Raw genomic sequence first — 23,543 nt, 5'->3', positions numbered from 1 at the left:
GTTCGGTGCCGGTGCCGGTGCCGGTGCTGATGCTGATGCCGGTGCGGGCGTCGGCCGGCGGGGCGGGCTCAGGCGCTCGTGCCGATGGCGACGTGCACCGAGCGCACCGAGCTCGCGCCCTCGCCGACCGCGGCCGCCACCCGCTTCATCGAGCCGCGGCGCACGTCGCCCGCGGCGAACACGGCCGGCACGCTGGTCTCGAACGGCAGCGGATCGCGGCCGAGCAGGCGGTAGGCCTCGGGCAGCGCGTCGCCGGTGCCGAGGGCCGAGTCGGTCAGGATGAAGCCGTCGTGATCGGTGACGACCGAGCCGCCGAGCCAGGAGGTCGCGGGGTCGGCGCCGATGAAGCAGAACAGCCCGCGGCAGGCCTCCTCGACCGACTCGCCCGTGGCCCGGTCGGTCAGGGTGACGCGGTCGAGCGAGTCGTCGCCGTGCAACGCGGTCACCTCGCTGGAGGTGCGGATGGTCACGTTGCGGTGCGCCTTGAGCCGGTCGACCAGGTAGGCCGACATGGTCGCCTCGAGGCCGTCGCGGCGCACGGCGATCGTGACCCGGGCGCCCTTCGACGCGAGGTAGAGCGCGGCCTGGCCGGACGAGTTGGCCCCGCCCACGACCACCACCGGGCTGGAGGCGCAGGAGCGCGCCTCGAGCTCCGTCGCCGCGTAGTAGATGCCGGCGCCCTCGAAGCGGCCCCACTCCGGCAGCGGGAGCGACCGGTAGTGCGCGCCGCTCGCGATGACGACGGCCCGCGCGTGCACGATCGTGCCGTCGTCGAGCTGGATGTCGAGGTGTCCGCCATCCGGATGCAGCGAGGCCGCGGTGCAGGGGCTGTAGAGCCGGGCGCCGAACTTCTCGGCCTGCACCATCGCGCGCGAGGTCAGTTCGCTGCCGCTGAGGCCGGAGGGGAAGCCGAGGTAGTTCTCGATCCGCGAGCTGGCGGCGGCCTGGCCCCCGGTGCCCACGGCCTCGAGCAGAACGGTGTCGAGCCCCTCGGAGGCGCCGTACATCGCGGCGGCGAGGCCGGCCGGCCCGGCGCCGATGACCGCCAGGTCGACGGTCTCGCCCCCGCCGCGCGGCGCGGTCAGCCCGACGTGCTCGGCGAGCCCGCCCGGTGTCGCCTGCCTGAGCACGGCATCGGGCAGGATGACGGCGGGCAGGTCGGCCGCGTCGAGCTCGGCGACCCGCAGGAGCGAGCGGCCCTCCACGCTGTCCGAGTCGATCCAGGTGTGGGCGAGCTGCTGGCGGGCGGCGAAAGTGCGCAGCGCCAGCGAGGGCGCCGAGAACTCGGTGCCGATGATCTCGATCGCGCGGGCGCCGGCGTTGCGCTGCAGCCTCCCGCGTCGGGCCACGAAGGCGCGGAGCAGGAGGTCGGAGAGGTCGGGTTCGTCGGACATGATGCGTCGGAAGGAGGTGGGGGAGATGCGCGTGATCCGCCCGGCCTCGGCGACCTGTGCCGTGAGGTAGATGCGCTGCCCGGTCAGCAGGTTGAGCTCGCCGACGAACTCGCCCGGCACATAGCGCCAGATCACCTCCTCGGGGGCGTCGAGCGTCGCGACCTGCACCAGGTCGACGCTGCCCTCGTGAACCAGCACGAGGTCGGTCGTGGCGTCGCCGGAGGCGAAGACGACCTCGCCCTCGACCACCGCGGACTCCCGCCCGTAGGCGCCGAGCCGCTGCCGCTGCTCGGTCGTGAGAAGCGGATGCGCGGCGGCCGTCAGATCCTGAGACACCGAGTCGTCCATGGCCTACGATCCTAGGTGTGACGAGCGACAGCGGCATCAATCAAGACGTGAAACCGAGCGGGCCCGGATGCGCGGACTGCGATCCGCAGACGGGCTGGTGGCTGCACCTGCGCCGCTGCGCCGAGTGCGGCCACGTGGGCTGCTGCGACTCCTCGCCATCGCAGCACGCGAGCGCGCACGCGGCCTCGACCGGGCATCCGGTCATCCAGAGCTACGAGCCCGGTGAGGACTGGTTCTGGGACTACCCCACCGCCACCTTCGCCGACGGCCCCGAGCTCGCCCCGCCGCGCTCGCACCCCCTCGACCAGCCCGTCCCCGGCCCGGCCGGCCACGTGCCCCAGAACTGGCAGTCGCTGCTGCACGGGTAACCTCCCGGCCGCCTCTCCGGGGGTGCCGGATCCCGCCACGACGTCCCCGCTCTCATCGATGACGCGGACGCGACGCCGCGTAGCGGATCCGCCGGGTCTGCCCCCGGTTGTCGCCTGAAACGTGCTCAGGGCACGCCGGGCTCTCGAGCTATGGGCTCAGCGCACGCCCGGGGATGCGAGCGACGGGCTCAGCGCACGCCCAGGGTCGCGAGCGACGCCACCACGACCGCGAGCGTCGCGACCGTGGCTCCGCCGAGCACGAGCGCATCCATCGTCATCGCCCGCTGGCCGGTGCGGTCGGCCGCGTCGCCCTCGGGCCAGCGCAGCCCCGGGATGCCGCGGCGGGACGGGCCCGAATCGAACGTGCCCACGGCGGGGGTCTCATCCGTCATCGCTCGAACCGTCCTCTCTCGCGTGCGCCGGTTCGGGTTCCGGGCGCATCCTCCTGAACCTCCCTACCACCACCCCGCCCGGCCGCCAACGGATCGAGCCGCCGGAACGCGCTAGCAGGTGCTGGTCGGCGTGCGACCCGCGGCGAGCTCGGACAGCCAGACCATCAGGGCCGGGATGGACGCGTCGGCGGCGAGGGCGTGGGTGACGTCGGGGAGGGTTTGGAAGTCGACGGACGCGCCCTGCGCGCAGACGGTCTTCACGTATCCCTCCGTCGCGGTGGGGATGACGAGGGTGTCGGCGAGGCCCTGGCGAACGAAGATCGGCACGTCGATCGGCTGCCGGCCGGCGCTGTTCTCCTCGAGCATCGTCTTCCACGGCTCGGTGGTGGAGGGGTCGGAGGCGACGTACTTGCCGACCAGGGGCTCGGCGATCTCGTGGATCTGCTCGGTCTGCGTCAACAGGCACAGACTCGCCATGCGCGGGGTGGCCTCGGCGCCGGCCGGGGTGAGGATGGCCTGGATCGCGGCGGTGCCATACTGACCCGAATAGGCCGTCGTGAAGGCGGGGATGGCGAGCGACGCTATCGTGGTGCCGGCCAGGTCGCCGATGTCGTCGCTCATCAGGGCGGTGAGGTCGGCGGCGGGCGCGGCGACGGCGACACCTCGCAGATCGAGGTCCGGGGCGTACGAGGCGGCCCGCTCGGCGGCGAACAGCGCTGCCTGCCCTCCTTGGGAGTGGCCCCAGAGGATCAGCCGATCGCTCGTGCCGCCGCTGTCGAGAGCGCGTGCCGCCCGCGCGGCGTCGAGCACGCTGTTGGATTCGGGCACGCCGAGGAGGTAGGACGAGGCGACCCCCTCCACCCCCAGCCCCGGGTAGTCGGTGGCGGCGACCGCGTAGCCGGCCGCGACGAGTTCGTGCAGGCCCTCGATGAGCTCGAACGGATCCCGCGCGAGCGACGGCGCGCACGGGGTCGCGGCACCCGTGGTCGGATGCGCCCAGGACACGATGGTGCGGCCACCGGTGGGCGCCGGGGCGTCGGGCACGACGACCACCCCCGAGACCGGCACGTCGTCGCCGGCGAGATCGGTGGAGTGGTAGAGCACGCGCCACGCCTTCATCCCCTCGGGCGCGCTGTCGATGGGCTCGCTGCGGATGACGGTTCCCGGCTCGGCCGCCGGCAGCGGTGTCGGGGCGACGTAGAAGGGGGCGTCGGTGGCCTGCTCGTCGGCCCCCTCGATCACCCGGCGGACGACGCTCGCGGCGAGCAGCGCGGCGACGATCACGACCGCCGCGATGACGGCCAGCACGACCCGCTGGCGTCGCTCGTCGCCCGGGGTGCGGTTCGGCCTGCTCACCGTGGCGGCCTCCTTCCGTCGTCACCGCGAGAATGATCTCATCTCCCGTCGCGCGGGGCCACGAATCCGACGGGTCGTATATCGAAGCGACCGGGGTCGAGTGGACAGGAGCATGGTCATGACGGATGCGCCCCGGGGCGAGGCCGGTGCGGACAGTGGCGCGGGCACCGGTTTCTCGCGCGAGGAACTGAAGAGCTACCAGGGCCGGGGCGTTCCCGACGTGCTGGGCGAGCATCCGAAACTGCTCATCGTCGGCATCAACCCGGGCCTGCGGAGCGCCGCGGTGCAGGCGCCGTTCGGGAGGCGCGGCAACCGCTTCTACCCCGCGCTCTTCGAGGCCGGGATCGTCGACCGGGTGATCGACGCCTCGAACGGGCTGTCGGACGACGACCGGCACAACCTGATCGCTCGCGGGCTGGGCATCACCACCCTCGTCGAGGGCGCCACCGCTCGCGCCGACGAACTGAGCCGCTCGCAGCTCGTCGCCGGTGCGGCGGTGCTGCGGGAGCGGGTGCGCACGCTCGAGCCGCTGGTCGTCGCGATGCTGGGAGTGACGAGCTACCGGATCGCCTTCGGCCGGCCCGGTGCGGTGGTCGGCCGGCAGCCGGAGGAGCTCGAGGGTGCCGAGCTCTGGGTGGTCCCGAACCCGAGCGGGCTGAACGCGCACGAGACCGTCGCCTCGCTCGCCGCCGCCTACCGCGAGGCGGCCGCGGCCGCCGGCATCCCGCTGTACCCGCCGCCCGGGGCGTGACCCGACACCGCGACCGCTCGCACGAGGGGGTGCGGATGCGGTAGTCTTCTCGCAGAGGGAAAAAACCCGTCGCGCTCCGGCCGACGGACACGTACACGCGTCTCGTGGGAGTCGCCACTTCTTCATCGAAGGAGTGCGCCCGTGTCCCGACCATCCCCATCGCCCGCCATCCAGGCCCCGCCACCGCCGCGTCTGCGCGACGCGTGGGTCGCGCTCGCCGGGCTCTCGGCCGTGTTCCTGTTCGAGATGCTCGACAACTCGGTGCTGAACGTCGCGCTGCCGACCATCGGGCGCGAGCTCGCCGCATCCACCGCCTCGCTGCAGTGGGTCTCGGGCGCGTACTCGGTCGCGTTCGGCGGGCTCATGCTGCTGTTCGGCGCGGTCGCCGATCGCGTCGGCCGCCGTCGGGTCATGCTCGTGGGCCTGGTGCTGCTCGCGCTCGTGAGCGTGCTGACCCTGTTCGTCACCTCGGTGGAGCAGCTGATCGCCGTGCGCGCGCTGATGGGGGTCGCTGCGGCGATGACCACGCCGGGGTCGATGGCCCTGGCGTTCCGGCTGTTCGACCGCGACGACCTGCGGGTGAGGGCGCTGACCGTCATCTCGACCGCCGGACTGGTCGGCCTCGCCGCCGGGCCGACGATCGGCGGCTTCGTGCTCGCCGTCGCACCGTGGCAGGTGCTCATCGTGGCCAACGCGCCGATCGCGGTCATCGCGTTCCTCGGCATCCGCGCCGGCATCGCCCGCGATCGGCGCGACCAGCTCCATGCCGATCCGATCGATGTGATCGGCGCCGTGCTCGGCACCGCGACCGTGGTCGGCGTGCTGCTCACCCCGACGCTGTTCGTGGCCGCCGGCGAGGTCGGCGGAGTCGGCGCGGTCGGCCAGGTCGGCCAGGCCGGAAGCGCCAGCGCGGGGCAGGCGACCGCTCTGGTCGTGGCCGTGCTCGCGGCCGTGCTGACCGTCGCCGCCGCGATCGGATTCGTGATCAGGGAGCGCACCGCACTGCATCCGCTGCTCGACCTGCGCCTCGTCGCGAAGCCGCTCGTCGCCTCGGGCCTGGCCTACAAGGCGGCCGCCGGGCTCGCCATGGCCGGTCTGTCGTTCCTGGTGACGCTGCAGCTGCAGTTCGCCTGGGGCTGGCCGCCGGCGCTCGCCGCGATCGGCACGCTGCCCCAGGTCGTGGTGCTGCTCGCGAGCGGGCGGTTCGTCGGGCCGTTCGTGGCACGGGTGGGCCTGGACCGGGCCGCATGGATGAGCGCCGCCGCGGTCGTCGCCGGGCTCGCCGTCTTCGCCCTGCTCGGCCGGTTCGGCTACCCCTGGGTGCTCGTCGCCCTCGTGCTGGTCGCGGCCGGGATGCGGGTGGTCGGGGTGGTCGCGGGCAACAACGTCCTCCGCGGGCTGCCCGAGGATCGCACCTCGATCGGTGCCGCGCTCGTCGACACGGCCAGCGAGATCGCGACCGCCGTCGGCATCGCGGCGACCGGCACGATCCTCGCCGCCGTGGTCGGCGGGAGCATCACGACGATGAGCTTCGGGGCTGAGGGGCTCGCGTCGTTCCAGACCGCGATCCTCGTCGCGGGGTTGGCCATCACGGGGCTCGCGGCGGGGCTCGTGGCCGTGGGCGTCCGCCGCTCGCGCCGCCTTTCGCCCGAGCCTCTGGCCGCAGACGCCACTTCCGCTGACGCTGACGCGGGCAGCGCCGCGCCGCCCGCGATCGCCCCCGCCTCTAACGCGGCCACCGGTACGGCCACCTCCGCCCAGGCCTCCGCCTCCGCGGTGCCCACTGGCGCCGTCGCCCCCGCCGAGACCTCCACCTCGACCGCGGCCGCTCGCGCCGCCACCCCCACTTCCGCCCCCAGCACCCAGGAGCTTACCGATGTCTGACCCCATGCCCCGCCCCCCGTTCGATCCCGAGTTCGTCCCGTTCCTCGCCGCCCTCGAGGCCCGCGGCCCCCTCACCCTCACCACCGAGATGCTGCCCCGGATGCGCGCACTCGAGATGACCGAGGAGGCGCTCGACGAGCGGCTCGCGACCCGCGGCTACGAGCGGCGCAGCCTCACGGTGCCCGGCCATCTCGGCGACCCGATCACGCTCGCGATCATCCAGCGCATCCAGCGCATCCAGCGCATCCGGCACGACCAGCCCGACCCGGATGGGCGCGATGGGCGCACCGGGCACATGGAGCGCACCGGCCGTGCCGCCAGGCCGGCGGTGTACACGATCCACGGCGGCGGGATGATGTTCGGTCACCACCTCGGCAACCTCGACTCCTACGACGACTGGCTGCTCGACGACCATGACGTGGTGCTGATCAGCGTCGACTACCGGCTCGCCCCCGAGCATCCCGACCCCTACCCGGTCGAGGACTGCTACGCCGGACTCGTCTGGGTGCACGCGCACGCCGACGAGCTGGGCATCGACCCCGAGCGTATCGTGATCGCCGGGCAGAGCGCCGGCGGAGGGCTCGCGGCCGGCACCGCGCTGCTCGCGCGCGATCGGCGTGGGCCGGCGCTGCTGGCGCAGATCCTCGTCTCGCCGATGCTCGACGACCGCGACTCGACCGTGTCGACGCGGCAGATCGACGGGGTCGGGGTCGCCGACCGGCAGCTGACGCGGTTCGGGTGGGATGCCTACCTCGGCTCCCGCAGGGCCGGTGACGACGTGTCGATCTACGCGGCGCCGGCGCGGGCCGCCGACCTCGCAGACCTCGCCGGGCTGCCGCGCACGTACCTCGACTGCGGTAGCGCGGAGGTGTTCCGCGACGAGACGGTCGCCTACGCGAGCGCGCTGTGGGCCGCGGGCGGAGACGCCGAGCTGCACGTGTGGCCGGGGGCGTTCCACGGCTTCACGAGCATGATGCCGGCCGCCGCCGTCACCCGAAGCGCCACAGCGGCCCTGGCCGACTGGACCCGCCGCCTCCTCGCGCCCACCCCGAGCGCGTAGCCCGCGCCCGCCGGAGTGGGCTCGCTCGTCAGGGGCCCACTCCTGCGGAGGGCTCGCTCCCGTAGTGGGCGGCCCGCGACGCTCGCCCCGATCGGCGTGCCCCTGGGGGTCGCGATCACCGTGGCGGGCGTGATCCAGCTTGTGCGGGAGGGGCGCTGGCAGTAGCGGAGTGTGCCCGCGGTAGCTGCGCCCGCCGGCCGCCGCGTCGGTCAGAGCGGGGGCTTCTTGTCGCGGCGTCGCCTGCTGTTCACGACGACGAGCGTGATCCATGCCACGAATACGACGATCGCGACCACGAGGAACACCCACCCCGGCAACAGGCGGACCACCCCGCGCCCGATGGAGCCCGCCCGCACATCCGGAACGAACAGCAGTGCGGCGCAGGCCAGCGCGACCACGCTCAGGAACCCCACCCCGACCTTCTCGTTGATCGTCACGCCTCCACCTGAGCACTCATCCGGTTGCGAAGCGGGCCGGATCAGAACGAGCGCGGATGCCGTCAGACGTGCGTCGGTCAAAACCGCGTGGGGCGGAGCCCGGCGACCGATGCGATCTTGCCCTCGATCGCATGAGGGAGGCGGGAATGCGTCTCGATCCAGGCCTCGAGGTCGGTCGATGTGGCGCCGGCGACGCCGCACAGGAAACGGAAGTCGACCGAGAGGTCTCGCGCGTGGATCGGCTCGTGATGAGCCGCCCGATTACGAAGAAGGCGGAGGCACTGGAGCTGGGACTTGAGGTCGCCGCGCCGACCGGTGAAGTGGGGGAACGCCTTCCGGAGGCACGGCTCCCAGAGAGCCTGGTGGTACCGATTCGCGAGGAGGCCCTCCCAGAACGAAGCGGGCAGCTCGGCGACCAGGTGTCCGGGGAGCCAACCCCGCTCCCCGCGTCGACGGTCGAGCAGTCGGGTGGCCCCGGCGACGGAGACCCGGTCCTGACCGCTCAACGGGGCCTCGAGCCACCAGTCGGGTTGGCCGTGGTGTTCGCAGAGGGAGCGGTGCATCGCATTCCGTACCCCGACCTCGACAGCGGCGAAGGTGCCGAGAAGGGCGCCGCTCGCCTCGATGTTCCAGGTGTAGAGCCGAATGGCTCGGGATGCATCCTGTCCGCATACGGCGAGATAGGGGCCATCCGTTCGGACCCGATCACCCGGCCGAGCTCGGCGAGTGAGGCGGGATCGGTGTGCATGGGAGCCCATTGTCAAGCTTCGGTGAGAAATCGTCAAGTGCCCTTGATGGAGTGGGTGGGGGCGAGGTATCCTGGGGTCGTAAGCCCCGGACGGGACGCAGGAATGCGTCGGCGCGCCGGGGCAATTCCTTTTCGCCGACCGCTCGGGATGCGCGAGTCGCCGCGAGGCGGCTGGTGGGTCAGGCTCCGTTCATCGCCCCGCGTCCTCCCGCCCCCGTGAAGCGTGTGCCGCGACCTCCCAGGGATGGGCGGCGTCGCGCCGAGCGCGGGCGGGTCGCTAGCATCGGGACGTGCGTTCCAGAACCCGTCTCGTCATCGCCATCGTCGTGATGGTCCTGGGCATCGTCGCCCTCTCCGCCACGCTCATCCTCGGCCTCGAGCATCCGCCGTCGTGGTTGCATCTCGTGAACTGGGTCGGCGGCGGCATCTTCGGCTTTGGGATCGCCCTGCTCGTCGGAGCGATCCGCTACCGTGACGTGCCGGGAGTCGACTCCCGGCCCGAGTAGCCAGCAGGTCCTCCGCGCAGTCGTCGTGCGCCGGCGATCATCGATGGACGCCGAAGGCCCGCCCCCGAGACAGGGGCGGGCCTTCCGTGCGTGCTCAGGGTCAGTTCAGGATGTCGCCGATCCCGAGACCCGAGGTGACGCCGTCGACGAGGTCGTTCACGTCGCCGCCGACGTCGGACAGGTTCGACCCGACCGAGGTGTCGCCGCCGACGCTGGTGTCGCCGCCGTCGACCGAGGTGTCGTTGCCCGAGCCGACCGGTGCGTCGACCGAGGTGTCGTTGCCCGAACCGATCGGGGCGTCCACGGGAGCGGTGACCTCGTTGCCGGAGCCGATGGGCGCATCCGTCTCGTTGCCGGACGCGATCGGGGTGTCGTTGCCGGAAGCCACTTCGCCCAGCAGCGGGCCGTCGACGAGCGGAGCGTTGATCAGGCCGCCGTTGCCGACCGAGACGTCGCCGCCGCTGACGTCGCCACCGCTGACGTCGCCGGACCCGATGTCGCCGGAACCGATGTCACCGGTGCCGATGCCGCCGGTGTTGGTGTCGGGGGCGAGCAGCAGACCGCCGTTGCCGATCGAGTTGGAACCGCTGAGGAGGTCGAGCGTGTTCTGCACGGCGGTCGAGACGCTGGACGACGACTCGTCGTAGCTCGACGAGGTGTCGGCGAAGGCCGGGGCCGAGAGGCCGCCGATCGCGAGGGCGGCGGCTCCGATGCCGGCAGCTCCGATGATTCCGGCGCGAGTGGTGATCTTTCGCATGAGTGGGGTACTCCTTCTCTGGATCGTCTGTGACCTCATCCGAGGCACAGAGGAGATCCGGAAGGAGACCGGGATCGGATTGCGCACCCACCCTCGAACGGGGGTCGCGGCGACGGATCCGCCTCGATTTCGCCGCGTCATCCCGGCGATCCCGCCGAAGCCTGGCAGGTCCCTGCTTGCGGCCGGGCGCACATCATGTACAAGGTCGCCGATGCCACCCCGTCGACACCTGCATGCGTTCGCGGACCTCCGCACGACGGGCACCCGGTTCAAAGTACTGTCGCGCAGGACACTGACAGTGATAGTGGCCCCAGGACAGTACTTAGGATGCTCTCTTCACCGGTCGCGGAGCAGATCGATGAACTCGTCGGCCATGGTGAGCTGACGATGCAGTTTCTCCCGCTGCTCGACCGCCCGGTCGATGAACTGCTCGAGCTGGGCCCGCAACTCCGGATCGTCACCGTGCTCGAGAGTGTCGATGATGCGAAGCAGCTCGCTCATGTCCTCCAACGGGAACCCGAGCGGCTTCATCCGCCGGATGAGCATCAGTCGGGCGAAGTCGCCTTCGGTGTAGAGGCGGAACCCGCCTTCGGTGCGGCCGGATGGCTTCAGGAGGCCGATCTCGTCGTAGTGGCGGATGGTGCGCAGCGACAGCTCGGTCCGTTCGGCCAGCTCACCGATGTGCATCATCGGTTCGGTCGTCTCGGGGTCCATGCGCCCTCTTTCGTCAAATCAACCCTTACGTCAGGGTAGTGTTGCAGGGGCTGCTGAGCTCTCCGCGTCAGCAGCACTCCCTTCCCCACCATTCTCATTCACGAGCACGGTGGCGCGCGCAACGGGGCGCCGGACCCAGACTCACCCACCGGTCGTCCGCAAACGGCCCCGTTCCCAGGAGACAGCCATGGCTATCGCCCAGAAGACAGATTCGCCGAACCGATACAGAGCCGAACCGTCTGTGCTGACAGCGCTGCGCACCCCGCGCATCCTGACCCGCGAAGTCCTCGCCGGCCTCGTCGTCGCCATGGCGCTGATCCCCGAGGCGATCTCGTTCTCGATCATCGCCGGCGTCGACCCCGCCGTGGGTCTGTTCTCCTCGTTCGTGATGGCGGTGTCGATCGCGTTCCTCGGCGGCCGCCCCGCGATGATCACCGCGGCGACCGGTGCCGTCGCCCTCGTCATCGCCCCGGTCGCCCGCGACTACGGCATGGACTACTTCATCGCCACCGTCATCCTCGCCGGCATCTTCCAAGTCCTCTTCGGAGTACTAGGCGTGGCGAAGCTGATGCGGTTCATCCCGCGCAGCGTGATGGTCGGGTTCGTGAACTCGCTCGCCATCCTGATCTTCATCGCCCAGCTGCCGCAGCTGCTCGGGGTGACGTGGCTGGTCTATCCGCTCGTCGCGATCGGCATCCTGATCATGGTCTTCATGCCGAAGATCACGAAGGTGATCCCAGCGCCGCTGGTGGCGATCGTGCTGCTGACCGCCGCGACCATCGTGTTCGCGCTGAACGTACCGAACGTCGGCGACCAGGGCGAGCTGCCGCGCAGTCTGCCGTCGCTGTTCATCCCGAGCGTGCCTTTCACCTGGGAGACGTTCACGGTCATCGCTCCCTTCGCCGCCGCGATGGCGGTCGTGGGGCTGCTCGAGTCGCTGATGACCGCGAAGCTCGTCGACGACATCACCGACACCCACTCCCGGAAGACCCGCGAAGCCCTCGGCCAGGGCGCCGCGAACGTGCTCTCCGGGCTCTTCGGCGGCATGGGCGGCTGCGCGATGATCGGCCAGACCATGATCAACGTGAAGGCCTCCGGCGCCCGCACCCGGATCTCGACCTTCCTCGCCGGCATCTTCCTGCTCATTCTGGTCGTCGCGCTCGGCGACGTCGTGTCCATCATCCCGATGGCGGCTCTCGTGGCCGTGATGATCATGGTGTCGATCGCCACGTTCGACTGGCACTCCATCAAGCCGTCGACGCTGAAGACGATGCCCGTCGGGGAGACCGCCGTGATGATCGCGACCGTCGCCGTGGTCGTCGCGACCCACAACCTCGCGATCGGCGTCATCGTCGGCGTGATCGTCGCGATGGTGATCTTCGCGCGCCGCGTCGCCCACTTCGCCACCGTGACTCGCGAGGTCAGACTCGACGAGCCCGTTCCGGCCGCGCACTACACGGTCGACGGGGAACTGTTCTTCGCCTCGTCGAACGACCTCACCACCCAGTTCGAGTACGCCGCGGATCCCGATCGGATCGTCATCGACATGTCGACCAGCCACATCTGGGACGCGTCGACCGTCGCCGCGCTCGACGCGATCGCGACGAAGTACGAACAACGCGGCAAGCATGTCGTCTTCGAAGGACTGAACGCGGCGAGCACGGCTTTCCACGGCCGTCTCGCCGGGAAGCTCGGCGCCGGACACTGAACGACGGAGGCGGGGGAGGGTCAGCGGGGGGCTAGAGCCCGGAGGGCGCGCTCGAGGGGGGATGCGGCGGGGACCGCGAAGGGGAGGGACGCCTCGCCGGCACGGAGGGTGACGAGGGTGATCGCGTCGCGGGAGGTGTGGGGCTCGGCGTCGACCGCGGTGACCAGGGGCGCTACGACGATCGTTCGGGAGAGGGAGGTCTCGGGGCGGCCACCACGCCGGAACGGCAGACGCCGGGTGAGGATCTGCAGCTCGGTCGGGGTTCCGACGATCACCATTCCCTGCAGGGAGGTGGGCCAGACCTGCTCGAACGCCCGGCGGGCTCCCGCGCCGACGGGGCGCGCGACGCTCCGGCCGGCCGCGGCGAGCAATACGGCACCACCAACAGCAGCACCACCCGCCCCACCGGCAGCCGCTCCACCCCGCACGATCTGGTCGAACAGCGAGACGAGGGCGACGTCCTTCCGACCGAGGTCGTCCATCCCCAGCCGCACCGGGGTACCGGGCTCGGGCAGCGGCACACCGGGCCAGCCGGCCGGCGGCGTGACGGCCGCCGCGATCCGGCTCCGCAGCTCGTCGATCAGCTCGCCGACCGTGCGCTTCGACGACCCGTTGTAGGGCACGACCACGACCTCGCCGTCGGTCGCGTGGATCTCGAGCCGCGCATCCAGCAGATCGACGCTGTCGACGATCGCCGCCAACCCGGCGTAGGGGATGACCCGCGTCGAGTGCCGCCCCGCCACCGCTCGATCGCGTTGCAGCACCACCAGCGCATCCTGACCGGCCGACAGCACCGCGTCGTAGAGGTCCATGCCGGGCAGCAGGTCGCGCCGCGCCTCGGGCCGCGGGAACTTCACCACCACGTCGCGCCCCGGCTCGAGCCGCGCATCCACGAACAACGGCGGCAGATCGGCCGTCTCGCGCACCCGCACGACCCACGGCCCATAGGCGTCGTACTCGTCGCGCGCACGCAGGTCTTCGGCGGTCTGTTCAGGCGTCATGATGTCCTTCTCCGCGATCACCGTACGCCCGCGCGCCCTCCGGTCGGCTGGGAGTCGAATGGATGCGCGCCTCAGCGCCGCACCCGCAGGTGCGTCACCCCGCCGTCCACGTCGAGCACCGAGCCCGTGGTCGAGGCCGACCGGGGGCTCGCGAGGTACAGGATGGCGTCCGCCACCTCCGCGGGGCTCACCATGCGGCCCGTCGCCTGGCGTGCATCCAGGGCCGCCCTCTCGGCGACCGGGTCGTCGAAGCCCTGCAGCATCCGCTCGACGAAGGGCGTCGAGACCGTGCCGGGGCTGACGGCATTGACCCGCACGCCCTCGGCCACGTGATCGGTGGCCATCGCGTAGGTCAGCGCGAGCACGGCGCCCTTCGAGGCCGCGTACAGCGCCCGGTCCGGCAGCCCGTTCAGGGCCGCGATCGAGCAGAGGTTCACGATCACCGCGTGCTCCGAGCGGCGCAGGTGCGGCAGCGCGGCCGCCGACACGCGAGCCATGCCCACGACGTTCACGTCGAGCACCCGCGCCCACTGCTCGTCGTCGTTCTGCTCCACGGTGCCCACGGCGCTGATGCCGGCGTTGTTCACGACCACGTCGAGCCCGTCCAGCGCGCGAGCCGCCTCGTCGACGGCCGTGATGACGGAGGCGCGATCGGTCACGTCGGCCGTGATGGTCAGCGCCCCCTCGGGCGCCCCCTCGGTCGAGCGGTCGAGCACGGCGACCCGCGCCCCCGCGGCGAGCAGCGCCTCGGCGGTGGCCGCTCCGATGCCGGAGGCGCCGCCGGTCACGATCGCGGCGATGCCGTCGAACTCCCCGGCGCTCATGCCTGCACCGTGCCCTGCTCCGAGCGGCCGAGGCCGTCGATCTCGAGCGTGACGCGGCTGCCGGCCCGCAGGTAGGGATTGCCCGGGATGCCGAGCGCGACCCCCGCGGGCGTTCCCGTGTTCACGAGGTCGCCGGGGTAGAGCACCATGAACTGGCTGAGGTACCAGATCACGTACTCGACCGGGAAGATCATGTTCGCGGTCGACCCGTCCTGGCGCTGCACGCCGTCGACCCAGAGCCGAAGGCCCAGGTCTTGCGGGTCGGCGATCTCGTCGGCGGTGACCAGCACGGGCCCGAGGGGGTTGAAGGTCTCGCAGCTCTTGCCCTTGTCCCACTGCCCGCCGCGCTCGATCTGGAACTCCCGCTCCGAGACGTCGTGCGAGAGCACGTACCCGGCGATGTGCGCTCGCGCGGCCGCGGGCGACTCGAGGTAGCGGGCCGTCTCGCCGATCACGACCCCGAGCTCGACCTCCCAGTCGGTCTTGGTCGAGGCGCGGGGGATGAGGATGTCGTCGAACGGCCCGACGATCGTCATCGGATCCTTCATGAACACCACGGGCTCCGCCGGGATCGCCGCGCCCGTCTCCTCGGCGTGGTCGCGGTAGTTCAGGCCGATGCAGACGATCTTGCCGGGCCGACGGATGGGCGCGCCGATCCGCTCGCCGTCGTCGATCACCGGCAGGTCGCCGGCCGCGAGCGCCGCCTCGAGGTCGCCGAAGCCGCGGGTCAGGAAGTCGCCGTCGATGTCGCCGGTGACCGCCGAGATGTCGTAGCGGATGCCGTCGACCTCGACCGCGGGCCGTTCGGCGCCGGCCGCGCCGATCCTGAGGAATCTCATCTGTGTCTCGTCCTTCTCGTCGTAGGGTCTCGTGTTCGTGAAATGCGGCGGGGTCGCGGGCCGCGGGCTGGCGCGGCCGGTGGTCAGGCGCCGCGGGGCGCCAGCCCGGCTTCGTCGAGCTCGTCCCAGAGCGCATCCGGGATGGCGGCGGCGGCCCGCTCGGTGGTCGAGAGCGCCTGACCCGCGGTGCGTGCGCCGGCGACGACGCTCACCACGCCCGTGAACCGCAGCGGGTACTGCACGGCCGCGGCCGGCAGCGACACCCCGTGGCGCGCGCAGACCTCGGCGATCAGCCGGGCCCGCTCGACGAGCTCGCGGGGCGCCTCGGCGTAGTCGAAGTGCGCGCTCTCGGGCACCACCTCGCGACTGAGCAGCCCCGAGTTGTAGGGAGCGGCCGCGACGACGCCGACCCCGCGCTCCACCGCGAGCGGCAGGAGTTCGTCGGTCGCGCTCTGGTCGAGCAGGGTGAGTCTGCCGGCGGCCATCACCACGTCGACGTCGGTGCGCCGCACGAACTCGGCGAGCATCGCGGCCTGGTTCATCCCGGCGCCGATCGCCCGCACCACGCCCTGCTCGCGCAGCTCGACCAGCGCATCCACGCCGGTGGTCGAGGCCTCGGCCCAGTGGTCGTCGGGGTCGTGCAGGTAGGCGATGTCGAGGTGGTCGGTGCCGAGCCGGGCGAGACTCGCCTCGACCGACCGCAGGATGCCGTCGCGGCTGTAGTCCCAGACCCGCCGCACGGCGGCCGGCACCACGAAGCCCTCGTCGTCCTGCCGGTCGGCCGTCTCGGGGCTGTCGACGAGCCGCTTGCCGACCTTGCTCGAGAGCGCGATCGCATCCCGGGTGCCGGTGTCGCGGAGGATGGCGCCGAGACGGCGCTCGGAGAGCCCCAGCCCGTAGTGCGGAGCGGTGTCGAAGTAGCGCACCCCGGCGTCGTAGGCCGCCGCGTAGGCGCCCTCGGACTCCTCGTCGGTGGTCTCGCGGAACAGGTTGCCGAACTGCGCGGTGCCGATGCCGAGCTCGGTGAGCTCGACCCCGGTGCGTAGGCGACGGGTCTTCACGCGGGCGTCCCGGCGTTGGCCGGCTCCGAGGCCGAGGCCGAAACCGAATCGGAGCCCGAAGCCGAAGCCCCGCCCGCGCTCTCGGCCTCCGCATCCCGCGCCGCCTCGACCGACACGCCGCCCGCCCGCGCCCGGCTCCAGTACCCGCCGTCGGGGAACGAGTACTCCGCGACCGAGGCTTCGTACATCTCGGCAGAATACCCCGGCAGCGACGGCAGCACGTAGTTGCCGTCGACCACGATGCAGGGGTCGGTGAAGTGCTCGTGCAGGTGGTCGACGTACTCCGTCACCCGGTTCTCCAGGGTGCCCGAGACGGCGACGAAGTCGAAGATCGAGAGGTGCTGCACCAGCTCGCAGAGCCCGACGCCGCCGGCGTGCGGGCAGACCGGCACGCCGAACTTCTTGGCCATCAGGTAGACGGCGAGGATCTCGTTGATGCTCGCGAGCCGCGCCGAGTCGAGCTGGCAGAAGTCGATCGCCTCGGCCTGGAACATCTGCTTGAACAGCACCCGGTTCATCCCGTGCTCGCCGGTCGCGACGCCGATCGGGGCGACACCGCGCCGCACGGCCGCGTGGCCGAGCACGTCGTCGGGGCTCGTCGGCTCCTCGATCCAGAGCGGCTTGAACTCGGCGAGCCGGTTCACCCACTCGATCGCCTCCGGCACGTCCCAGACCTGGTTCGCGTCGATCATCAGGTGGGTGTCCCAGCCGATCACCTCGCGGGCGATGCCGCAGCGCCGGATGTCGTCCTCGAGGTTCGCGCCGACCTTGAGTTTCAGGTGACGGTAGCCCTGGTCGACCGACTCCTTGAGAAGGCGCCGGAGCTTGTCGTCGCTGTAGCCGAGCCAGCCGGCGCTCGTGGTGTAGCAGGGGTAGCCGCCGCGGGCCTCGAGCTCGGCGATGCGGTCGCCCCGGGTCGGCGCCATCTCGGTCAGCAGACCCAGCGCCTCCTCGCGGGTGAGGGCGTCGGAGAGGTAGCGCAGGTCGGCGACGTCGACCAGTTGCTCCGGGGTCATGTCGGCCAGGAGACGCCAGAGCGGCTTGCCGGCCCGACGCGCCGCCATGTCCCACACCGCGTTCATCACGGCGGCCATGGCGAGGTGCTCGACGCCCTTCTCCGGCCCGAGCCAGCGCAGCTGCGAGTCGGAGGCGAGCTCGCGGTAGATGCCGCCGAGGTCGCCGACGATCTCCTCGACCTCGCGGCCGATCAGGGGCAGGGCGCGCTGCCGTGACATCTCGGTCACCACGTCGTTGCCGCGGCCGATGGTGAAGGTGAAGCCGAAACCGCGGAGGTCGCCGTCGGTCTTCAGCACCACGTAGGCGGCCGAGTAGTCGCCGTCCTTGTTCATGGCGTCGGAGCCGTCCTGGCTGAGCGAGGTGGGGAAGCGGACGTCGAAGACGTCGACCCCGGTGATGCGTGTCATCTGCAGAGAACCATTCAGTCGTGGGTGGTCTGGAAGTCGGTGGTGTCGGTTGTCGATGGTCGAGGAGAGGAGAGAGGGGAGAAGAGAAGAGGAGGAGTGAGGAGGGGGAGCCCCGCTCAGTCGGTGTGGAAGACCTCGGGCAGCTCCTGCCACCACTCGCCCTCGGCCCGCGTCTCGAGCGGTCTCTGCAGCGGCTCCTGCACTGCCCACCAGCGCTGGGTGGCCTCGTCGGCGGCGATCGCGGCCATGTCGGCGTCGTAGTCGTCGCCGGTGTACTCGAAGTAGGAGAACAGCAGCCCGCCGAAGCGGTAGATCGAGTAGTTGTGCACGTTGCTCGCCGCCAGCCGGGCGAGCACCTCGGGCCAGACCGCCGCGTGGTAGGCCTCGTAGGCCTCGCGGTTCTCGGCGGGCAGGCCGATCACCGAGGCGACGCGCTTCATCGGATCGCTCCGACGCGCAGCGCGACGCCCTCACGCGCATCCGACTCGTAGGCGGCCTCGACGACCGCCATCGTGTGCAGGATGTCGTCGACCGAGGTCGACAGCTCGTCGACCGAGCCCTCGACGAAGCGCTGGAGCGCCCCCATCGAGCCGATGAACGCATCCGGGAACCAGGAGCCCTCGAAGGGCACCGGCGTCCAGCCGCGCTCGCCGGAGCGGGCGATCTCGAGCTGGTCCTCCCGACCGCGGGGGTAGTCGAGCAGCAGGCCCATCTGCGCGCGGATCGCACCCCCGGTGCCCTCCCACTTGATGAAGCTCTCCTCGTGCGCCGGCCCGTAGTCGTGGTCGTGGTTCGTGCTGATCACGGCCCGCAGGTCGCGGTCGCGGTAGCGCAGGATGATCGTGCTGCGCGTCGTCGCGATCTCCGGCTTGCCGGGGTGGCGGCGGGTCACCGCGCTCACGCCGTCCGGGTCGCCGAAGAACGAGCGCGCCAGGTCGAGGTAGTGCACGCTGTGCATGGTCAGCTCGAGGCGCTCCATGCCGAAGACGTGGGGGAAGAGGTGCCACGGGGTGTCGACCGACACGCGGATCTCGAAGTCGTGCACCTCGCCGATCGCGCCCTCGGCGATCAACCGACGGGCCTCGGCCACGTAGGGGGCGAAGCGCAGCTGCGTGTTGACGGCGGCGACCAGCTGCTTGCGGTGGCAGATCGCGGCCAGCGCCTGGGCCTGGTCGAGGCTGTGGCCGAGCGGCTTCTGGATCAGCACGGGCGCGCCGTTCGGCAGCGCCTCCAGCGTCGCCGCGTACTGCTCCGGCATCAGCGCGATGTCGTAGACGGCGTCGGCGGGAGCCGCGGCGACCGCCTCCTCGATGCTGCCGAACACGTTCGGCACCTCGAACTCGGCGGCGAGGGCCTCGGCCCGGCCGAGCGTGCGGTTGACGATGCCCCAGACCGGGAAGCCGGCCTTCCGGTACGCCGGGAGGTGCGCATCCTTCACGATCCCGCCGGCGCCCACGATCACGATGGGACGGGGATGCCGGGGAAGCGCGAGCGTGTACGCCGCGGCCGGGTGGCGCTCGGGGAAGCCGGCGGGCGAGACCACGCCGCTCATCCCTTGACCGCCCCGATCGTCTGACCCCGCACCAGGAACCGCTGGGCGCCGATGAACATCGCCAGCAGCGGGATCATCGAGATGACCGTGGCCAGGGCGAGCTGGGGCAGGTAGAGCTTCACGTCCAGGCCCGCCGCGACGGTCGCGTTGAACAGCGGGCTCGCGCCGATGAGCTCCTGGATGCCGATGGAGATCGTCTTGTTCTGCTGGCTCGAGGTGAGCAGGGCCAGCGGGAGGAAGAAGTTGGTCCAGTTCGCCACGAAGCTGAAGAAGGCCACCAGCGCGATCGCCTGCTTCGAGATCGGCAGCCCGATCAGGAAGAAGGTGCGGATCTCGCTCAGCCCGTCGATCCGCGCCGCCTCGACCAGCTCGTGCGGCATCGTCGTCATGAAGTGGATGTAGGAGAGGTAGACGCCGAACGGGAAGAAGCCCATGATCACGGCGACCGGCCAGAGCTGGCCGACCGCGTTGACCGCGCTGACCTCGAGGAAGATCGGGATGACGAGGACCGTGTTGGGCATGACCATCGCGAGCAGCGTCGCCATCAGGAAGGTCTTGCGGAACCGGAAGCGCAGTCGCGCGAAGGCGTACCCGGCCGGCACGGCGGCGATCAGTGCGAGCGCGGCGCCGCCGACGGCCACGATGACCGAGTTGAGCATCCACTGCTGGAACAGGCCGCCGTTGCCGGGGCCGAAGCCGGTGATCTGGTTCCAGCTGTAGACGATGTTGTCCCACGACATTCCAGCGAGGCCGAGGAAGCCGCTCCGGCCCGCCTCGATGTTCTCCTGGCTGCCGAAGGCGAGGGCGATGAAGCCGATGATCGGCAGGATGAAAGCCAGGGCGATCACGGTCATCACGACGATGCGTGCGACCCGACCGGCGTTCCACTTCGTGGAGCCCACCACGCGGGGCTCGGGGTTGAGGCGCGTCATGCCGTCCTGTCCTTCTTCTTGATGCGCGGGACGCGGTCGTCGCCGAACAGTCCGCTGCGGGTGACGATGACCAGGCCGATGGCCAGGGTGATCACGAGCAGGATGATCGACAGCGCGGCGGCCGCGGGGAAGTTGCGGTTCGTGAAGGCGAACGCGTAGCCGAGCTGCGTCGGCGCCCATTCGGCCACCACCGAGCCCGAGGAGATCTGCCGCAGCAGGTACGGCTCGAGGAAGAGCTGGAAACCGTAGGCCAGGTTCATCAGGGCGGCGTAGCCGACCCAGGGGCGGATGAGGGGGAGCTTGACGTGCCAGGCGAGCTGCCAGGCGTTCGCGCCGTCCAGGCGCGCGGCCTCCATCACCTCGTCGGAGATGCCGTTGAGACCGCCGTTGACCACGACGATCCAGGTGCCGACGCCCTGGAAGAAGAGCATCGCGGTGAGGATGAACGGCATGTTGCCGGGGGTGATGACCTCTTTGTACGTGCTCGCGCCGATGCCCTGCCAGAGGAAGGCGATCGGGGAGTTGACCGGGTCGATCAGGTAGACCCAGAGCACGAAGTTGGCGATGCCGCCCAGCGCGCCGGGGATGTAGTAGATGAAGCGCATCGCCCCGCCGAAGCGGCCGGGGCTGGCGTGGATGAGGAGGGCGAGGGCCACGATGCCGACGATCATGATCGGCAGCCAGATCGCCATCAGCGTGAAGATGTTGCCGAAGGTCGACCAGAACCGGTAGTCGCCGATGACGGTGGCGAAGGAGTCGAACCCGCCGAAGCCCGACTTCGGGTTCACCAGGGTGGGCGCCTTCTGCATGCTGATCACGAAGGCGTAGCCGATCGGGATGGCGGCCGCGACCAGGAACAGGATCGTGTACGGCGCCAGCAGGATCCAGGCACCGACGGTCTCGTCGCGGTGGAGCCAGGAGGCGCGGCGGCGCTTCTTCGGCGGGGTGCCGCCGTCGGAGGCCCGGGAGGCGCCTGCGGTCGGACCGGTCGCCGACCGGTCCTCCAGGAGTTGATTCGTCATGAGTCCTCTGATGGTGCGGGCGCCGGCACGGATGCCGGCGCCCGCGTGTTCGGTGGTGCTACTTGCTCGTGGTGATCGTGTAGCCGACGGACTTCGCCTGGTTGACGAGTTCGTCTCCGAAGGACTTGATCGCCTCCGTCGCGGAGCCGCCGCCGATGAGCGTCGACGGAACCGTCTGGGTCCAGATCGAACCGGTGTCGTAGAGCATGTACGAGTACGGCTGCACCGCTTCCAGCGACGACTTGAAGGCGGCCTGGGTGGTGGGGATGTCGGCGAAGTACTTGTCGTCGGCGATCTTGGCCAGCCAGTCCTCCTGCACCGGGCCGTAGCCCGGGAGGCCGGTGGAGAGGTCGACCTGCCAGCGCGGGTCGGTCGCCACGAACTTCGCGAAGGTCAGCGTGTTCTCGAGCTGCTTGCCGGTGATGTGCGACGAGACGCCCCACAGTCCACCACCCTCGTTGCCAGTGGAGGGCTTGCTCTCGCCGTCCCACTTCAGCGGGGCCGCGGCGGTCATCTGGCCGGCCGGGATCTTCCAGGTGTCGCGGAACAGGTAGTTGCCCCACCACACCGCACCGGGGCTCATCACCAGGTTCGCACCGGCGGCGGCGGCGTCACCGTCGAAGATGCCCTGGGTCGAGAGCGCGTCTCCGGCCTGCATCTTCTCGAGCAGGTCGGTGGCGCGCACGCAGTTCGGGTCGTCGAGGTTGATGTGCGCCTCGGACTCGGACACGCGGTCGTTCGTCGGGCAGCCGGCGGCCTGGAGGTACCGGTTCACGGCGTAGGCGTCACCGAGGAAGCCCGAGATCTTGCCGGGGTTCTCCTGGGCGATCGTGACGGAGAGGTCGGCGTACTCCTCCCAGGTGGTCGGGACGGTGTAGCCCTTCTCGTCGAAGAAGGCCTTGTTGTACCAGAACACGTCGGGCGCTGCGTCGTTGCGGAGGCAGCGGATCTTGCCGTCGATGTCGCAGAACGAGATGACCGCGGGGTCGTAGCCCTTGATGACGTCCGGTAGCAGGTCGGTGAGGTCGGCCGCGTAGTTGCTGGTCGAGTTCGTCGCCCAGGCGATGTCGTCGTTCGAGGGGAAGAAGATGGCGTCCGGCCATCCCTGCCCCGCAGAGTCGAAGTTCGCGAACGACTGACGGACCGTCTGGCCGCCGACCGTGCCGTCGATCTGCACCACGTCGATCGGGATGTCCGGGTAGGCCTTCTTGAAGGCCTCGGCTGCGGGGACGCGGGGCGGGTCGACCCACACCGTGATCTTGCCGCCCGAGTCGGTCTGGTTGCTCGCGGTGGTCGAGTCGCCTCCGCCCGCACAACCCGCTAGGAGAAGCGATGCTGCGGCGAGGGCGACTCCTGCGGAAAGGAATCTTCTTGTCTTCATTGACACTCCCTGATGAGAGCAGTGAGAGCAATCGCCACACTGCGGTTTGCTGAGCGAGCGGGATCTCCCGCTTGGTGCCGGTGTCACGTTATCCCGGGCGGGCGGCCTTAGTCAAACGTTTGCGCAAATTTTGCGGTCCGAGTTCATGAAAGGCCGATCCGGGCCGGGTCGAGCCCGTAGAAGCGCGCGGCCGTCCGGCCGAGCAGCTGCTCGCGATCGGCCGCGTCGAGGGCGTCGAACAGGGGCAGCAGCCCGTTCCAGACCCGGGTGTAGCCGCCCGCGAGCACCGAGATCGGCCAGTCGCCGCCGTACATCAGCCGGGTGGGTCCGAAGACCTCCAGGGCGTGGTCGACGATGGGCCGCACCAGGTCGGTCGTCCAGTCGCCCATCCGATCGGTCGCCGAGTAGAGACCGCTCACCTTTCCGTAGACGTTGGGGTTCTCGGCGGCCCGGGCGATCAGTCCGGCCCAGGGCGAGTCGCCCCCCAGACCGATCGGCGGCTTGGCGAGGTGGTCGATCACCATCCGCAGCCCGGGGTGCCGCGCGGAGAGGATCGGGATGAGCTCCAGATGGCGCGGCAGCACTGCCACCACGTCGAACGGCAGGCCCGCCTCCTCCAGCAGGCCGAGGCTTTCGTCGACCTCCGGCCGCAGCAGCCAGTCGGGGTCGGGCTGCTCGTGGATGAGGGTGCGCACCCCCACGAACAGGGAGTCGCCGGCCCAGGAGGCCACCACGTCGGCCGCCTCGGCGGGGCGGTCCAGGGGGGCGTAGCCCACGATCCCCGCGACCTCGGGATGCGCCGCCGCCGACTCGCGCATCAGCTCGGTGTCCTCCGCGTTGTCCGAGGACTGCACCTGCACGGTGAAGTCGACCCCCGCGGCGCGCAGCTCGGGGAGCACGTCGTCGAAGGTCATCCTCCGGTCGATGGGCGACATCGCGGGGCCGAGCCAGGGGTAGTCGGCGCGGGCCGGGTCCCACACGTGCTGGTGGGCGTCGATGATCGGATACACCTGTTTCCTCCTACTGCACAAACGATTGAGCGATTCTGAACATCCTCGACCCCCGTCTCCGCCTTCCGGCCGGC

24 protein-coding genes are annotated in these 23,543 nt (G+C 70.8%); 6 read left to right on the top strand and 18 right to left on the bottom strand.

From position 1 onward, the window contains the following. Positions 1 to 68: 68 nt before the first annotated feature. Positions 69 to 1,742: an FAD-dependent oxidoreductase gene (locus AC59HU_RS07545; RefSeq protein ID WP_497222766.1), complete on the bottom strand. Its 1,674-nt coding sequence runs from the start codon at positions 1,740 to 1,742 to the stop codon at positions 69 to 71. Positions 1,743 to 1,759: 17 nt separating this feature from the next. On the opposite strand from AC59HU_RS07545, the gene AC59HU_RS07540 reads away from it, so the two are divergent. After that, positions 1,760 to 2,110, top strand: a complete 351-nt coding sequence (locus tag AC59HU_RS07540; protein ID WP_497222765.1) for a UBP-type zinc finger domain-containing protein — start codon at positions 1,760 to 1,762, stop codon at positions 2,108 to 2,110. Between the two features lie 188 nt (positions 2,111 to 2,298). Here AC59HU_RS07540 and AC59HU_RS07535 read toward each other — a convergent pair whose 3' ends face one another. Both AC59HU_RS07535 and AC59HU_RS07530 read right to left on the bottom strand, forming a co-directional pair. Beyond that, a complete protein-coding gene (locus AC59HU_RS07535) occupies positions 2,299 to 2,502 on the bottom strand; it encodes a hypothetical protein (protein ID WP_497222764.1) in 204 nt (67 codons plus the stop codon). A gap of 111 nt (positions 2,503 to 2,613) precedes the next feature. Beyond that, a complete protein-coding gene (locus AC59HU_RS07530; RefSeq protein ID WP_497222763.1) occupies positions 2,614 to 3,858 on the bottom strand; it encodes an alpha/beta fold hydrolase in 1,245 nt (414 codons plus the stop codon). A 118-nt stretch (positions 3,859 to 3,976) separates the two neighbouring features. Here AC59HU_RS07530 and AC59HU_RS07525 point away from each other — a divergent pair, with 118 nt between their 5' ends. From AC59HU_RS07525 to AC59HU_RS07515, 3 genes are all read left to right on the top strand, one after another. After that, positions 3,977 to 4,609 carry a mismatch-specific DNA-glycosylase gene (locus AC59HU_RS07525; protein ID WP_497222762.1) on the top strand — a complete coding sequence of 211 codons (633 nt, stop codon included), beginning with the start codon at positions 3,977 to 3,979 and terminating at the stop codon, positions 4,607 to 4,609. Positions 4,610 to 4,750: 141 nt separating this feature from the next. Then, positions 4,751 to 6,493, top strand: coding sequence for an MFS transporter (locus AC59HU_RS07520; protein ID WP_497222761.1), 1,743 nt, complete (start codon positions 4,751 to 4,753; stop codon positions 6,491 to 6,493). Further along, complete coding sequence (locus tag AC59HU_RS07515; protein ID WP_497222760.1) at positions 6,486 to 7,553, top strand: alpha/beta hydrolase; 1,068 nt, start codon at positions 6,486 to 6,488, stop codon at positions 7,551 to 7,553. The genes AC59HU_RS07520 and AC59HU_RS07515 overlap by 8 nt, the downstream gene beginning before the upstream one ends. Positions 7,554 to 7,762: 209 nt before the next feature. On the opposite strand, the gene AC59HU_RS07510 is transcribed toward AC59HU_RS07515, so the two are convergent. Next, complete coding sequence (locus tag AC59HU_RS07510; protein WP_497222759.1) at positions 7,763 to 7,990, bottom strand: resistance to Congo red protein; 228 nt, start codon at positions 7,988 to 7,990, stop codon at positions 7,763 to 7,765. Positions 7,991 to 8,067: 77 nt separating this feature from the next. Continuing rightward, a complete protein-coding gene (locus tag AC59HU_RS07505) occupies positions 8,068 to 8,553 on the bottom strand; it encodes a hypothetical protein (RefSeq protein WP_497222758.1) in 486 nt (161 codons plus the stop codon). A 475-nt stretch (positions 8,554 to 9,028) separates the two neighbouring features. Between AC59HU_RS07505 and AC59HU_RS07500 the strand changes: the two genes are divergently transcribed. Continuing rightward, a complete protein-coding gene (locus AC59HU_RS07500) occupies positions 9,029 to 9,244 on the top strand; it encodes a hypothetical protein (RefSeq protein WP_497222757.1) in 216 nt (71 codons plus the stop codon). Between the two features lie 100 nt (positions 9,245 to 9,344). On the opposite strand, the gene AC59HU_RS07495 is transcribed toward AC59HU_RS07500, so the two are convergent. Continuing rightward, positions 9,345 to 10,001 (bottom strand): hypothetical protein, encoded by a 657-nt coding sequence (locus AC59HU_RS07495; RefSeq protein ID WP_497222756.1) that lies wholly within the window; start codon positions 9,999 to 10,001, stop codon positions 9,345 to 9,347. Between the two features lie 336 nt (positions 10,002 to 10,337). Further along, on the bottom strand, positions 10,338 to 10,715 hold the full coding sequence (locus AC59HU_RS07490) for a MerR family transcriptional regulator (protein WP_497222755.1): 378 nt from the start codon (positions 10,713 to 10,715) through the stop codon (positions 10,338 to 10,340). A gap of 187 nt (positions 10,716 to 10,902) precedes the next feature. Between AC59HU_RS07490 and AC59HU_RS07485 the strand changes: the two genes are divergently transcribed. Next, positions 10,903 to 12,423, top strand: a complete 1,521-nt coding sequence (locus AC59HU_RS07485; RefSeq protein WP_497222754.1) for a SulP family inorganic anion transporter — start codon at positions 10,903 to 10,905, stop codon at positions 12,421 to 12,423. Positions 12,424 to 12,443: 20 nt separating this feature from the next. Here the strand turns inward: AC59HU_RS07485 and AC59HU_RS07480 are convergent, their stop codons facing one another. From AC59HU_RS07480 to AC59HU_RS07430, 11 genes are all read right to left on the bottom strand, one after another. Continuing rightward, entirely contained in the window at positions 12,444 to 13,424 is a 981-nt protein-coding gene (locus AC59HU_RS07480; protein WP_497222753.1) for a hypothetical protein, read from the bottom strand. Between the two features lie 71 nt (positions 13,425 to 13,495). Then, positions 13,496 to 14,248, bottom strand: coding sequence for an SDR family NAD(P)-dependent oxidoreductase (locus AC59HU_RS07475; RefSeq protein ID WP_497222752.1), 753 nt, complete (start codon positions 14,246 to 14,248; stop codon positions 13,496 to 13,498). After that, the gene (locus tag AC59HU_RS07470; RefSeq protein WP_497222751.1) at positions 14,245 to 15,087 is read right to left on the bottom strand and encodes a fumarylacetoacetate hydrolase family protein; all 843 of its coding nucleotides are present in this window, start codon (positions 15,085 to 15,087) and stop codon (positions 14,245 to 14,247) included. The genes AC59HU_RS07475 and AC59HU_RS07470 overlap by 4 nt, the downstream gene beginning before the upstream one ends. An 83-nt stretch (positions 15,088 to 15,170) precedes the next feature. Continuing rightward, the gene (locus AC59HU_RS07465; protein WP_497222750.1) at positions 15,171 to 16,148 is read right to left on the bottom strand and encodes an aldo/keto reductase; all 978 of its coding nucleotides are present in this window, start codon (positions 16,146 to 16,148) and stop codon (positions 15,171 to 15,173) included. Next, positions 16,145 to 17,572 (bottom strand): L-fuconate dehydratase, encoded by a 1,428-nt coding sequence (locus tag AC59HU_RS07460; protein WP_497222749.1) that lies wholly within the window; start codon positions 17,570 to 17,572, stop codon positions 16,145 to 16,147. The genes AC59HU_RS07465 and AC59HU_RS07460 overlap by 4 nt, the downstream gene beginning before the upstream one ends. 116 nt (positions 17,573 to 17,688) lie before the next feature. Then, on the bottom strand, positions 17,689 to 18,012 hold the full coding sequence (locus AC59HU_RS07455) for an L-rhamnose mutarotase (RefSeq protein ID WP_497222748.1): 324 nt from the start codon (positions 18,010 to 18,012) through the stop codon (positions 17,689 to 17,691). Further along, positions 18,009 to 19,124, bottom strand: a complete 1,116-nt coding sequence (locus tag AC59HU_RS07450; protein WP_497222747.1) for a Gfo/Idh/MocA family protein — start codon at positions 19,122 to 19,124, stop codon at positions 18,009 to 18,011. Before AC59HU_RS07450 ends, AC59HU_RS07455 begins: the two co-directional genes overlap by 4 nt. Continuing rightward, positions 19,121 to 20,056, bottom strand: coding sequence for a carbohydrate ABC transporter permease (locus AC59HU_RS07445; RefSeq protein WP_497222746.1), 936 nt, complete (start codon positions 20,054 to 20,056; stop codon positions 19,121 to 19,123). Before AC59HU_RS07445 ends, AC59HU_RS07450 begins: the two co-directional genes overlap by 4 nt. Further along, positions 20,053 to 21,078 (bottom strand): carbohydrate ABC transporter permease, encoded by a 1,026-nt coding sequence (locus tag AC59HU_RS07440; protein WP_497222745.1) that lies wholly within the window; start codon positions 21,076 to 21,078, stop codon positions 20,053 to 20,055. The genes AC59HU_RS07445 and AC59HU_RS07440 overlap by 4 nt, the downstream gene beginning before the upstream one ends. A 58-nt stretch (positions 21,079 to 21,136) precedes the next feature. Continuing rightward, complete coding sequence (locus AC59HU_RS07435) at positions 21,137 to 22,459, bottom strand: ABC transporter substrate-binding protein (protein ID WP_497222744.1); 1,323 nt, start codon at positions 22,457 to 22,459, stop codon at positions 21,137 to 21,139. A gap of 143 nt (positions 22,460 to 22,602) precedes the next feature. Continuing rightward, complete coding sequence (locus AC59HU_RS07430) at positions 22,603 to 23,469, bottom strand: amidohydrolase family protein (protein ID WP_497222743.1); 867 nt, start codon at positions 23,467 to 23,469, stop codon at positions 22,603 to 22,605. Positions 23,470 to 23,543 lie beyond the last annotated feature (74 nt).

This window comes from Herbiconiux sp. 320_LB (assembly GCF_059691755.1).
This window is presented reverse-complemented; position numbering and strand designations above follow the sequence as displayed.